Source organism: Rufibacter immobilis, from assembly GCF_003721565.1.
Classification (GTDB): domain Bacteria; phylum Bacteroidota; class Bacteroidia; order Cytophagales; family Hymenobacteraceae; genus Nibribacter; species Nibribacter immobilis.
In genome coordinates this window covers 1,371,622-1,385,107 of sequence record NZ_RJJE01000017.1, presented here as the reverse complement: position 1 = coordinate 1,385,107, position 13,486 = coordinate 1,371,622, and the positions used below count along the sequence as shown (strand labels likewise).

The 13,486-nt window shown below is 51.5% G+C and carries 11 protein-coding genes; 7 read left to right on the top strand and 4 right to left on the bottom strand.

The features are described 5' to 3' along the window. Nucleotides 1-210 precede the first annotated feature (210 nt). The 3 genes from EFA69_RS18795 to EFA69_RS18785 form a co-directional block, all read right to left on the bottom strand. Nucleotides 211-858 carry a Crp/Fnr family transcriptional regulator gene (locus EFA69_RS18795; protein ID WP_123134594.1) on the bottom strand — a complete coding sequence of 216 codons (648 nt, stop codon included), beginning with the start codon at nt 856-858 and terminating at the stop codon, nt 211-213. 88 nt (nt 859-946) lie between these two features. After that, on the bottom strand, nt 947-1,840 hold the full coding sequence (gene cysM, locus EFA69_RS18790; RefSeq protein WP_123134593.1) for a cysteine synthase CysM: 894 nt from the start codon (nt 1,838-1,840) through the stop codon (nt 947-949). Nucleotides 1,841-2,121: 281 nt separating this feature from the next. Continuing rightward, on the bottom strand, nt 2,122-2,472 hold the full coding sequence (locus tag EFA69_RS18785) for a hypothetical protein (protein WP_148041417.1): 351 nt from the start codon (nt 2,470-2,472) through the stop codon (nt 2,122-2,124). 533 nt (nt 2,473-3,005) lie between these two features. On the opposite strand from EFA69_RS18785, the gene EFA69_RS18780 reads away from it, so the two are divergent. The 7 genes from EFA69_RS18780 (at nt 3,006) to EFA69_RS18750 (ending at nt 12,028) form a co-directional block, all read left to right on the top strand. Beyond that, nucleotides 3,006-3,509 (top strand): cupin domain-containing protein, encoded by a 504-nt coding sequence (locus EFA69_RS18780; RefSeq protein WP_123134591.1) that lies wholly within the window; start codon nt 3,006-3,008, stop codon nt 3,507-3,509. A gap of 471 nt (nt 3,510-3,980) precedes the next feature. Continuing rightward, nucleotides 3,981-5,639, top strand: coding sequence for an alpha-glucan family phosphorylase (glgP, locus tag EFA69_RS18775; protein WP_123134590.1), 1,659 nt, complete (start codon nt 3,981-3,983; stop codon nt 5,637-5,639). A gap of 299 nt (nt 5,640-5,938) precedes the next feature. After that, on the top strand, nt 5,939-7,159 hold the full coding sequence (locus EFA69_RS18770) for a Bcr/CflA family multidrug efflux MFS transporter (protein WP_123134589.1): 1,221 nt from the start codon (nt 5,939-5,941) through the stop codon (nt 7,157-7,159). Nucleotides 7,160-7,342: 183 nt separating this feature from the next. Next, nucleotides 7,343-8,026, top strand: coding sequence for a response regulator transcription factor (locus tag EFA69_RS18765; protein ID WP_123134588.1), 684 nt, complete (start codon nt 7,343-7,345; stop codon nt 8,024-8,026). Beyond that, on the top strand, nt 8,023-9,408 hold the full coding sequence (locus EFA69_RS18760) for a sensor histidine kinase (protein ID WP_123134587.1): 1,386 nt from the start codon (nt 8,023-8,025) through the stop codon (nt 9,406-9,408). The genes EFA69_RS18765 and EFA69_RS18760 overlap by 4 nt, the downstream gene beginning before the upstream one ends. 375 nt (nt 9,409-9,783) lie before the next feature. After that, nucleotides 9,784-11,346 carry a SulP family inorganic anion transporter gene (locus EFA69_RS18755; RefSeq protein WP_123134586.1) on the top strand — a complete coding sequence of 521 codons (1,563 nt, stop codon included), beginning with the start codon at nt 9,784-9,786 and terminating at the stop codon, nt 11,344-11,346. A 19-nt stretch (nt 11,347-11,365) separates the two neighbouring features. Beyond that, nucleotides 11,366-12,028 (top strand): carbonic anhydrase, encoded by a 663-nt coding sequence (locus tag EFA69_RS18750; RefSeq protein ID WP_245964633.1) that lies wholly within the window; start codon nt 11,366-11,368, stop codon nt 12,026-12,028. 81 nt (nt 12,029-12,109) lie between these two features. Here EFA69_RS18750 and EFA69_RS18745 read toward each other — a convergent pair whose 3' ends face one another. Further along, a complete protein-coding gene (locus EFA69_RS18745; protein WP_148041416.1) occupies nt 12,110-13,483 on the bottom strand; it encodes a hypothetical protein in 1,374 nt (457 codons plus the stop codon). Nucleotides 13,484-13,486: the final 3 nt, after the last annotated feature.

Below are 13,486 nucleotides of genomic sequence, written 5' to 3'. Positions count from 1 at the left end.
GTGATCAGCTTTTATTATTCATAAAAAGTATTGCTTCTTCACGATTTACATAGATGAACCGTAGATTCAGCGTTAGCCTTTAACCGTTTGGGCTAAGTGCAAAGCAAAAGTAGGGAGAAGGCAGAGGGGGTTCAGTGACTTTTGTCACGTAAATAAACATTAAGGTTAGAGCAAAATTTAATCCCGTAGGCACTAAAAGAAATGCTGAAGTTAAAGGTCTTCCAGGTCCAAGATCTCAATGGAGTTGCGGTGAAGGAGCACGGCGCCCTTCTGTTCCAGCTTTTTCAATAGCCTGGAGATGACCTCGCGGGAGCTGTTCAGTTCTTCGGCGATCTGTTGGTGGGAGAGGCGCACCTGCGGGCCCACTGCTTTCAGGTGGCGTTTCAGGTAGAAGACCAGCCGCTCGTCTAAGCCTTTGAACACAATGCTGTCAAAAGTTTGCAGCAGCTCATCGAACCGTTCCCGGTAAGATGCAATCACGAAGTTGTGCCAGCTACGGTACCTGGCCAGCCACTGCTCAGAAACCTGCGCCGGAATCAGCAATAACTCAGACGCCGTGACGGCTTTGGCCATGACCTGGCTTTGTTCATTTCTGGCGGTGCACATGAGGGAAAGGGCGCAGGCGTTGCCGCCCTCCAGGTAGTACAGCAGAAATTCATTTCCCTCTTCATCCTGACGGTACACTTTCACCAGCCCGTTCAATACCAAAATATTGGATGGCAAGTACTGGCCAGTCCGGAGAACTTCTTGTCCGGGTTCCAGCTGTTTTACCTTTCCCTCCCGCGCAATTTCCAGCAGCAAGGTTGGCTCCAGTTGTGGAAACGTAGCCTGAAGAAGTGTAGGAAGTTCGTTTGGCATGTAGCGCTTAATCAAAAGAGTGAGGATTTGTGGACAGGGTGTTTAGGGGCTCTTTTTCTGAAAAAAGGGCTAAAACAGAAATGGGTCATTAAACCTGATTGTCCTTGCCGAAGAGATTGGTGCTCAAATAACGGTCTCCGCGGTCACAGGCGATAAACACGATGACTCCTTCCTCCAACTCTTGGGCTAACCGAAGGCTGGCGTGTAAGGCGCCCCCGGAGCTCATGCCAGCTAAAATTCCTTCCTCCAAGGCTAGTCGGCGGGTCATGGCGGTGGCCTCCAGATCGCTCACGTCCATGATGCGGTCTACACGCTCCGGTTCGTATATCTTCGGCAGGAACTCCGGCGACCAACGCCGGATGCCCGGTATATTGGAGCCTTGCGTGGGTTGGGTGCCCACAATCTGCACCCTGGCGTTTTGTTCCTTCAGGTACCTGGAAACGCCCATAATAGTGCCCGTTGTGCCCATGGCTGAGACAAAGTGCGTAATCTTACCTTGGGTGTCTTTCCAGATCTCGGGACCGGTGCTGTTGTAGTGCGCCAGATAGTTGTCAGGGTTGGAAAACTGGTTAAGCAGGTAGTAGCCTTGGTTGGCCGCCATCTCATCGGCCAGTTCCCGGGAGTACTCTATGGTTTTGGCCGCAGGGGTAAGAATGAGGTCAGCGCCGTAGGCCTCCATGGCTTTGACCCGCTCAGCGGTAGAGTTGTCGGGCATAATGAGGGTGATCTTCAGCCCCAGCGCCTGCGCCGCCATGGCCAGGGCAATGCCGGTGTTCCCGCTGGTGGCCTCCACCAAGCGGTCGCCCACTTTGATGTCGCCCCGTTCCAAGGCGCTCTTGATCATGTGGTAAGCAGGGCGGTCTTTCACGCTTCCGGCTGGGTTCTGGCCCTCCAATTTGGCGTAGATTTTCACCTTGGGGGTAGGGGGAATGTTCCTGAGCTCCACCAACGGGGTGTTGCCAATGAGGTCAAATATGGTCATGTTGTTCTTTTCTTATGTCAGGGGCTGCCTAATAGAGGCGAAAAGCCTACAGTGGGTCTTGCTCTATATACCTATACGAGAGATGCTGCATTAGGAAAGCCATGAAAGAACAAAGATAGGAGTGGGCAGGCAAAGAGTACAGATCACCAGCCAGGAGGAAACAAGGCTACATAAAAAAGCCGCTTCTAAGGGGAGCCTAGAGCGACTTTAAAAAGCGAATGGGTGTGCGGGAAATTGTACCTGTTAGCAGCGCCAAGAAATTAGGCACAACCGGGTGGCTGCTACATGGCTATCATTTGGCACGAGGGGAACATGTTCTGCAAATTGTCTCTCAGGGTATGGTAAGCCTTCAGGTAAAGAAACAAATCATGGTTGGGATTGTGCAGCATGTTGTTGGCCTCCTGGTGGAGCGAATCAAGGTTCCAGAGAATGCACTGGTATCCTTCGGTGTCCTCAGGGGAAAGCCGGTCCGTCAGCAGCTTCCGGTACTGGTCCGTGATAGACAAAACCTCTTCCACGCCTTCGCCTCGCTCATACCTGTCAGAATGGAGCACTTCCAACAAATTAATTAAAAGATCTTCCCTTGTAAGGGAGTCTTCAGGGTTAAAGCTTGAAATGTAAATATTTCCCATGTAAGCTTCTTTGGTTTGGTGCTGTAATGTTTAATGCAAATATAACTTATTGTATTAAGTTATAAATTTCATTCTTCAAACAACTTAATATCACTTTATCCTATATTTCTGCTCAGAACACTTTTGAAAGGAAGGAAGAGATACATCTGTTTGCTGCTTTTTTGGTAAGTTAATCGTGTGTTTTATTTGTTAAACATCTGTTCTTTAGGAGATTATGTATTGTTGTTTTGGTGTTTTTCTAAAAATCAATGCCTATAGCGTGGTTTTGAAGATGCTGTGGCGGTGTAGCAGCAAATAGATTTTTCTAAAAGTAAAGATGGTTAAATTTTAATTTGCATCATTTGTAGTAGTTGCCTGTGTTGGGAAAGGATATGGTATAGGATTTTTGTTTGTTGGTCTTAGTGTAAAGGAGCAGGTTGGATTGGTGTGTAGGCAATTCAGCCTTGCTCCTTCACCAAACTGGAGCGGGAATGCTGGGAAATTCAGGTAGCTCTGCTAAATTGCCGGATTACTTCTAACGCATTGAATTTTCTATGTCTACCCAAGATCAAAAACAAACACTTTTCAAAGAGATAGAGCAGGAACTGACGGCGAAGGGTTTTACCATTGCCAGCCAGGACCAGACCCGGCCCTGGGGCGGTTTCTTTGTCATTGATGAGGCCCAGGCCCAAGAGTTCGCCAATACATATTTTGACGGCATCTCCGTGGAGGAGTTGAAAATCTCCGGCAAGTTGAGCCCCAAGATTCTGGTGGTGGCCCCAGAGAAAAGACTGTCTTGGCAATACCACCACCGCCGCGCCGAGATTTGGAAAGTGGTGAAAGGCAAAGTGGGCGTAGTAACCAGCCCCACCGATGAGGAAGGCGAACTGCAGCGGCTGGAGCCAGGCGCCCTCATCACCTTGCGGCAATCGGAGCGCCACCGCCTGGTGGGCCTGGAAGAGTGGGGCGTTCTGGCCGAAATCTGGCAGCACACAGACGCAGCCAATCCTTCCAATGAGGACGACATCGTGCGTGTGCAGGATGACTTCGGGCGGTAACAGACCATCTGTCCTAATTTTTATTGATCTAGCGGAAGCTTTTGCTGGAGTGCATCGGCGTTTAGGGGCTGTTTTTCCAAAAACGGCCCCTAAACGCCGATGCCATGTAGGTGCATGCCCAGGAACCTGCGCTGTGGAGTTCTGCTGCTGAACCTACATATCCTGTAACTGAACCAATCTTAACCTGTTTGCAACCGTAGGCGCGGAAATGTGTTTAGGGGCTGTTTTTCCAAAAAGAGCCCCTAAACGGAATCAATTGAAAACGTGAAGGACAAGTCATGGAGAGAGAGGCGGCGGCAGAAAAGAGGCTGTGATGCCTAAAGTGCATCTTGTGAAGCGTTTATATACGCGCGGGTTTGCAACAGAACCGAATATTGCCTAGTATTAATACGATGCTTTAGGAGCCTGCTCCAGTCTGGGTGACCGGGTGGGTTTTGTAATCAATTTTTAAACGATCAGCGTTACTTTTCTATGGGGAACTACAGCAAATGGTATCATCCGTATACCATCAATGAGAAATACAGTGAGCGCGTGGCGTACTTCAGCATGGAGTTTGGCATCCATCAGGCGCTTAAGATTTACTCGGGCGGGCTAGGGTATCTGGCGGGTTCGCACATGCGCAGCGCCTACGAGCTGCGGCAGAACATGATTGGCATTGGCATTCTTTGGCGGCACGGCTACTATGACCAGGTGCGCAACGATGACCAATTCATGGCGGTGCAGTTCCAGAAGAAATACTACTCTTTTCTGGAAGACACGGGCATTATGGTGCAGGTCAACATCCATAACAACCCTGTATGGGTGAAGGCGCTGGTGCTGCCCGCCGATACCTTCGGGACGGTGCCCATGTACTTCCTCACCACAGATATTCCGGAGAACGATTACCTGAGCCGGACCATCACCCACCGCCTATATGACCCTGAACTGCCCACCCGCATCGCCCAGAGCATTGTCTTGGGCATTGGGGGCACTAAAGTGGTGGAAACCTTGGGAGGCGCGGCTATTTACCACATGAACGAAGCGCACGCGCTGCCCATGGTCTTCCATCTTTTTGACAAATACCGTGATGTGCACGAGGTGAAGAAACGCCTGGTGTTTACCACCCACACCCCGGAGAAAGCCGGCAATGAAGAGCATGACGTAGATCTGCTGGCCAAAATGTCCTTCTTCGGAACTTTGCCCGTGGAGGAGGCGCGCCAGATCAGTGGGGTATACGGCCCGTCGCTCAACTACACCTTAACGGCCCTGCGCCTCTCTAAAGTCGCCAACGGGGTTTCTAAGCTGCACGGCGAGGTGTCCAGGGAGATGTGGCACGGCAACGAGGGCATCTGTGAGATCAAATCCATCACCAACTCGCAGAACATCTCTTACTGGCAAAACCCCAGGCTGCGGCAACTGCTGGAGGCCAATGACGACGAAGGTCTCCTGCGTTACAAGGCCGAGATGAAGAAGCCCCTGTTTGAGCTAGTGGCCGACCAAACCGGCAAGCTCTTCCGGACCGATGTGCTCACCATTGTTTGGGCCCGCCGCTTTGCCGCCTACAAACGCGCCGATCTGTTGCTCTATGACCTGCACCGGTTCTTTGAGCTCATCAACCATTCTGAGCAGCCCGTGCAGGTGATTTGGGCGGGTAAACCCTATCCGTTTGACTACGGCGCCATCAGTATCTTCAACAAACTCATTGAGATTTCGCACCAGAAGAACAACGTGGCGGTACTCACCGGCTATGAGCTGGATCTATCTGCCAAGCTGAAGCAGGGCGCCGATATCTGGCTCAACACCCCACGCCGACCCAGGGAAGCCTCAGGGACCAGTGGCATGACCGCCGCCATGAACGGGGCCATCAACTTCTCGGTACAAGACGGCTGGATTCCGGAGTTTGGCCGGCACGGGCAAAACAGCTTCCTGTTCCCCATTGTAGACACTACCCTCCCAGACTATGAGCAGGACAAGGTGGACTACACCAACATGATGCAGATTCTGGAGACGGAGATCATCCCTACCTACTACCATGACCGGAAGAAGTGGGTGAACATTATGAAACAGAGCATGCAAGACGTGGTGGCGTATTTTGGGTCTGAGCGCATGGCAGATGAATACTACCAACTCATGTATCAGAACGGTAAATAAAGCCTCAACAAGAGAGAATCTTTGGCGGCGGAAAGTGCTTGGGAAAGCGCTCTCCGCCGTTTCTTTTAATGACAGCGGCCCAAGCCTGCCCGGGCCCTTGCCAGAAATGGGGCGCTTTCTTCTAGGGATTTGCGTTTAGCGGCCGTTTTTCCAGAAACAGGGCCAAAACAGCCGGCCTTCTGGGATTTAATCGCGTACTATAGAGCTTAGTTTCATGAAGGGTACCAGGCTGGGGTGCAGTTTATCAGGCTTCGGCCCCCGTAGAAGCGTACCTTTGCCGAATTTGGCTGACAGTTATGATGACGCGTAAACAATATTTTATCATTATCCTTATTCTGGGCTCTCTTTCCACCATTAGCCCTTTCTCCATTGACATGTATTTACCCGGGTTTCCGGCCATTGCCGAAGACCTCAACACCACCATCTCCAAAGTGCAGCTTTCGCTCACCGCCTACCTGATTGGGATTTCGGCGGGACAGTTGCTGTATGGGCCGTTGCTGGACCGCTTCGGGAGAAAATATCCGCTGTACGCGGGGCTGGGGGTGTACATTGTGGCTTCCATTGGCTGTGCCCTAGCCCACTCCTCAGACATGCTCATTGCCATGCGCTTTCTGCAGGCCGTAGGCGGCTGCGCCGGAATGGTGGCGGGGCAGGCACTGGTGCGGGACCTTTTCCCGGTCACTGAAACGGCCAAGGTGTTCTCCTGGCTTATTCTGGTAATTGCCGTGTCGCCCATGATTGCGCCCACCGTGGGCGGGTACATGACGGCGGCTTTCGGCTGGCACTCGGTTTTCTACGTGCTGGCCGCAATCACCCTTTTCATCTTGGTGGGCATTCTGTTCGCCCTGCCCCAGGGGAAAGGGCCAGATCCTACCATGTCGCTCAAGCCTAGGGCGGTGCTGGGTAACTTCCTCACGGTGCTGCGCAATCCTCAGTTTCTGGTGTACACCTTGGTGGGCGGTATTGCCTCGGCGGCCCCGTTCGCATACATCTCGGGCTCGCCAGACGTGTTCATGAACATCTATAAGGTGAGCGAGCAGGAATACGGCTGGATTTTCGCGGTGTTGTCCATTGCCATGATCGGCTCACCTCAGTTCAACCACCTGTTACTCAAGAAGCTGAGAAGCGACCAGATCATCAAAATGGGGCTGGTGTTCCAAACGGTGGTGGGCGCGCTCATGGTGACAGGCGTGTACGCGGGCTGGTATGGCAAAACCGGATTGATTGTGGTGTTGTTCCTGTTTCTGCTGGGGCAGGGGCTCACGGCGCCCAACGCCTCGGCTTTGTCATTGGCTCCTTTCTCCAAGTTTGCTGGGAGTGCCTCGGCGTTGGGCGGAAGCTTCAGAATGGGAATAGGGGCTTTGGTGTCGGGGGCGGTGAGTGTGCTGCACAATAACACGGCGCTACCCATGGTAGGGGTGATGACTTCCTGCACCATCATCGGGATCCTGATCTATTTCATGGGCCAGCGTAGCGCCACCAACTACCGTAACCTGGCCAGCACCGCACCGGAACTGTAGATAATAGTAAGATTGATGTAGACCGCGTTTAGGGGCTGTTTTTCCAAAAACAGCCCCTAAACGCATGAAATGCCACTTTTGCCGTAACATACATGGTTTCAAAGAAGCAGTAGGCGCTAAATTTCTAGGAGACATATCATTTCTCCCTATTTTTGCTTCCCGCACCGTTCCCCTCTGTAGACCATGAAAATACTGCTCATTGAAGACGAACCCAAAGTAAGCGCATTCATCAAGAAAGGGCTGGAAGAGCAGATGTATGACGTGGAGCAGGCCTATGACGGGTTCTACGGTGCCAAACTGGCGATAGATAATGAGTATGATCTGGTTATTTTGGACGTGATCCTGCCCCGCATGAACGGGGTGGAGGTGTGCAAACTCATCCGGCAGCAAAACATAGCAGTGCCCATACTCATGCTCACCGCCCTGGGCAGCACCGAAGACAAAATTCTGGGGCTGGACTCCGGGGCCGATGACTACCTGGTCAAGCCCTTTGAGTTTCAGGAGTTGCTTGCCAGAATAAGGGCGCTTACGCGGCGGTCGCAGGAGAGTGTAGGTACTGAGGTGCTCAAAGTGGCCGACCTGGAGTTGGACGTGCAGAAGAAGACCGTGCACCGCAACGGCGTGCCCATCTCCCTTACCGCCCGCGAATTTGCCCTGTTGCAATACCTCTTGCGCAACAAAGAACGCGTGGTTTCGCGGGTAGACATCATAGAGCAGGTTTGGGAAACCTCTTTTGACACCGGCAGCAACGTCATTGACGTCTACATCAACTTCCTCCGGAAAAAAATTGATAAAGATTTCTCGCCCAAACTGATCCATACCTTGGTGGGAATGGGCTATGTACTGAAGGAGATGGAGGAGAAATGAAAATAAAAACCAGACTCACGCTGCAGTTCACCGGTATTTTTACCGGTATACTGCTTTTTTTCTCCATTTCGGTCTATTACTTCAGCTCGCTGTACCGCAAGAATGATTTCTATGGGCGTATTCTGAACCGGGCCTTCGCCACGGCACATTACGTGCTGGACGCCGACACGGTGAGCCAACAGCAGCATGCCCTGGACCAGCGGCTGTATTTCCAGATGCTTCCCCGCGAGGCGGTGCGGGTGTATGACCGGCAGCACCGACTTGTCTTCTCAGACGGCGAAGAAGAAGTGAAGATTCCGGCCTCTCTGCTCAAGCAGATGCAGGAAAAGGGAACGGTGCACGCGGAGCAAGGAGACCGGCAGACAGTAGGCATTCAGTACCTGCACCGCAACCAGGTGTACTTTGTGTTTGCGTCTTCCATTGACTTGTACAACCTCAACAAACTGCAGCACCTGCGCACCCTGCTCATTACCGGCTTTGTGCTGGCGCTGGTAACGGTAGTGCTGAGCGGAATGGCATTCTCCAGAGCCGCCCTCAAACCTTTTCTTCGGGTGGTGTCTGAAGTGGAGAAAATCAACGCCTCTGACCTGCACACCCGCCTTACCCAAGCCGACGGCGAGGATGAGGTAGCCCTGCTGGCCCAAACCTTCAACAACCTGTTAAACCGGTTGGAGACAGCCTTTGAAGCCCAGAAAACCTTTGTGTCCAATGCTTCGCATGAGCTGCGCACACCCCTCACCGCCATGATAGGTGAGTTACAGGTGGCCCTCATGAACAAGCGCCAGCCTGAGGAGTACGAGCGGGTGCTCAAGTCCACTTTGGAAGATGCCCTTCTGCTGGCTCAACTTTCCAATGGGTTGCTGCAAATGGTGCAAGCCAGCGCAGATTCCTCCAAAGTGCCCATGACCAACCTGCGCCTGGACGAGCTGGTGTGGCAGGCCTGCGCCGAAGCCCGTAAACGTCAGCCTAAAATGTTATTGGAGGTAGACTTCGTGAACCTCCCCGAAGATGACAAAGAACTAGTGGTGCGGGGGAACGAGGCACTGCTGCTGATTGCGACGGTGAACGTGTTGGAGAACGCCTATAAATTTTCGGCCGGTAACCCAATGGTATCAGCGAGTATTGAGGTGCAGCCAAAGTCACTGGTGCTGCGCGTGCAGGACCATGGCATAGGCATGTCGCCGGAAGATGTGCGCAAGGTGTTTGTGCCGTTCTTCCGGGCCGAGAGCGTGCGTGATATTTCGGGGCACGGCATTGGTTTACCTCTGGCGGAGAAGATCGTTCAGTTGCACAAAGGTTCTATAGAAGTGAACTCCATCCTGCATAAGGGAACTCAGGTCACCATCACGCTGCCTAAATTGATGGTGACGTATCTGTTGTAGACTGGCTCCACGTGCTTTTAATATAGAAGGGCGTTTAGGGGCTGTTTTTCCAAAAACAGCCCCTAAACGCCCTTCGGCCCAACAGGAACAGGTGGAACGCAAGGCCACTTTAGAACAGAACAGGGCCGCAATTGCGGAAGCCAGGAAAGTGGCCCCATTCTTTCTTTAATAACCTGTTTAGCGGCTCTTTTTCCGTAATTAAGCCTAAACCACATAATTGTAGGCAGAGAGGAAAATCGACCTTAAGTTGTTTTTAATCAAATTTTAATGTCGTTTTAATTCGGTCTTAATACTCTTTCTTGACTTTTACACTGTAACATTCTAATAAACTGAGATAAGGTTTGCCAGGTTGGTAAATCAAAAAGTGTGAATCGTATGAAAGAAAAAGGGTTATTTGATAACGTCGGAAAAGACCTTTCTGCCGGCTTAGTGGTCTTCCTGGTGGCTTTGCCCTTGTGTCTGGGAATTTCACTGGCCTCAGGGGCACCGCTCTTCGCCGGGCTTATTGCGGGGGTAACGGGTGGTTTAGTAGTATCTTGGCTGAGCGGCTCCCATTTGAGCGTGAGCGGTCCGGCCGCGGGTTTAACAGTTATTGTTCTAAACGGGATCACCCAACTGGGCAGCTATGAGGTCTTCTTGCTGGCCGTGGTTATTTGCGGTGTTCTCCAGATAGCGTTAGGTTACCTCAAGGCGGGTATCATTGGCCTATATTTCCCCTCATCGGTTATTAAAGGAATGCTGGCCGCCATTGGTCTCATCCTTATCCTGAAACAGATTCCTCACTTCCTGGGCGCTGACGAAGACTTCCTGGGCGATATGGATTTCTTCCAGCCAGACGGCCGCAATACCTTCTCAGAAATTGCCTATGCCTTCAGTAATAAGCTGCAGGTAGGTTCATTGATAGTAGGTATTGTTTCGCTGGCCATCCTGGTTCTCTGGGACCGTCCGTTCATGCAGCGCATCAAGGTATTTAAACTGATTCCTGGGGCTTTGATTGCGGTACTAGTTTCCATTGGCTTGAACCTGCTGTTCCAGAACTCTATGCCTGTCTTCACTATTGCAGACACGCACTTGGTACAGTTGCCAGACATTACCAGCGCAGCCGCTTTGTTTAACGAGCTCCGTTTCCCAGACTGGTCTGCCTTCACTAACCCAGATGTGTATGTGATTGGAGCAACCCTGGCCATTGTGGCTAGCTTAGAGAGTTTATTGAGTGTGGAAGCGGTTGACAAACTTGATCCGCATAAACGCCGCACCCCTAACAACAGAGAATTAAAAGCGCAAGGGGTAGGGAACATGGTTAGTGGTTTGATTGGGGGTATTCCTCTCACGGCTGTAATTGTAAGGAGCTCTGCCAACCTTAATGCGGGTGCGCAGTCTAAAATGTCCAGCTTCTTTCACGGTGTGTTTCTGTTGCTGAGTATTTTGTTCCTGACCAGTGTGCTGCGTCTGGTGCCTTTGGCCGCTTTGGCCGCCGTATTATTGGTGGTAGGTTTTAAATTGACAAAGCCGGCCCTCTACAAAACCCAGTGGAAATTAGGGTTAGACCAGTTCCTGCCTTTCATCATCACCATTGTAGCCATTCTCTTCACAGACTTGCTTAAAGGTATCTCCATCGGGTTGGTAGTGGGTGTGTTCTACATCCTGAAAGCAAACTACAAGTCGCCGTACTTCTTCAAGCGGGACAGCTCCAACGGGCAGGAAACCATTCACATTAAACTGAGCGAGAACGTTACGTTCCTGAACAAGGCCAGCGTGGCGCTTACCTTAGAACATCTGCCAGAGAACAGTGACGTAGTCATTGACGGCTCTCAGTCTACTTACATAGATTACGATGTGCTGGAAGCCATCGAGAATTTTAAAACCGTAGCCAAAGAGAAAGATATTCGGCTCACTTTGCGCGATATCCCCTCTGTCTCTACCATTGACATGCACTAATCATTAATTAAAACTTAACATGGAAAACCAGAATAATAATAGACCTGTGCACCCAGACATGCAGCGTATTTTTGAAGGAAACCGCAACTGGGTAGAGAAAAAGCGGGAAGACGACCCTGAGTTCTTTGAGCGTTCTGCCAAAGGCCAGGCTCCTAAATACCTGTTCATTGGTTGTTCAGACAGCCGTGTGCCTGCCAGCCAAATCTCCGGTACTGCCCCCGGCGAGATGTTTGTGCACCGGAACATTGCCAACATGGTAGTGCATACAGACGCCAACCTGCTTTCTGTGTTGCAGTACGCCGTGGAGGTGTTAAAAGTGAAGCACATCATGGTAGTAGGGCACTACGGTTGCGGAGGCGTTGCCGCCGCCATGAGCGACAAACAGTTCGGCCTCATTGACAACTGGCTCACCAACATCAAAGACGTGATCCGTTTACATGAAGATGAGTTCAACTTCATTACAGATGAGGAACAGCGTTTCCGTAGACTGGTGGAACTAAACGTGATAGAGCAGGTGATTAACCTGTCAAAAACTTCTATCATTCAGAACGCCCTTAAAGAGGAGGAGCCGCCACAACTGTACGGCCTGGTGTACGACATCAGAGAAGGAATTCTGCGTGACCTGAACGTGCAGACCACCAATGTGATGAAGAGATACGAGCACATCTACGGTATGCAATAGCCGAAAGAGCTCATTGTAGGTTTAGTTGTTTACAAAAAGCCCCACCGTTTGGTGGGGCTTTTTGGTTCCAAAGGAGGAAAATTACCAGCCGGCATTGTTAGAGCCGGAACCGTAGTTGTAAGGAGGCCCGCCGGCAGAATTACGGCGGTTGTTGTTGGTATCATAATCATCGTCGCCGGCAATGCTGTTCCAGGCATCTTTGATACCGTTTCCTATTCTCTCAAAGAAGCCCTGGTCTTCATCATTATTGTGCTCATGGCTTCTGTTTTGCGAATAGCGGTCTTGGTCATAATGGCCGCCCACTCCGCTCTGGCGGCTGTTGCCGTTGTTAGGATGGCTGTAGTCATCTGAATAACGGTTCTCCATGGCGTTGCCGTGGCTGTAGCGGGCATGGTCTTGGTCATTGTCGTTGTTCATCCAGCCGCCCATGCCGCGGTTGCTGCTTTGGTTGTTGGTGCCGTACATGTTACCGGAGCCGCTGGAGTTACGGTCATTGTTCCAGGAGTTGGAACCGCCGCCCATTCCAGAACTCATTCCGTATCCAGAACCGCCTCTGGAAGACTGCCCATAAGAAGACTCGGAATTGTTCCCATACGAAGACCCGCTGTGGCCATAAGATCCTCCGTAATTGGAGGAGCCGGAAGATTGTCCGCCGCGGGAGCTTCCGTAGTTGGAAGAGCCGTAGCCTGAGTTTGATCCTCTGTAGTCATTTGAATCGCCGTAATTGCTGTAAGCATTGCCTCTGTCCATAGCGCCGCCAGACGTATTGCCGGAAGAAGAGCCGGCATAGCCAGAACGGGCACCGCCATATGTACCTATGTTAGAAGAAGAGCCTCCTGTGTTGGAAGAACCACTCTGCCCGTACGAAGAACCTCCGCGTGAGCCATAGTTGTTAGAAGAGCCATAGTTGGATGAACCTTGGTTAGAGCCGGAGCCATAAGCACCATAACCACCGGTGTTCATGCTGTTCTGACCGCTCATAGAAGAACCGTAACCGCTGCCCATAGAAGAGCCATAGTTAGAGCTTCCCTGGTTGAAGGAGCCGCCTCTGTTTTGCATGGAGTTGCCCTGCATAGAGTTACCTTGCATGGAATGGCCGCTCCAGCCGCTAGAGTTTCCGTATTGTCCGCCGCTCATGCCGCGGCTGTCTTGGTTGCCGCTCTGGTTTCCTGAACGGTATTGGTTTCCGCCGTAGTTAGAACCTTGGCTGCTGTAGTGGCTTTCTGATCTGTCGCCGTTGTTGCCACTGAACACAGAACCACGGCTGCTGAAATTGCTTTCGCCCCGGTCTCCGGTATTGCCGCGGTTCATGCTACCGCCATACGATTGATAGTCTTTATCGCCATGCCCTTCGGTACGGTTACCTAAGCTGCCCCATTCACTACGATTGGTGTTTTCATGTCCAGAACGATACGTGTTAAAGGTATCGTACCCTGAATTTCCGTGATTTCTCATAGT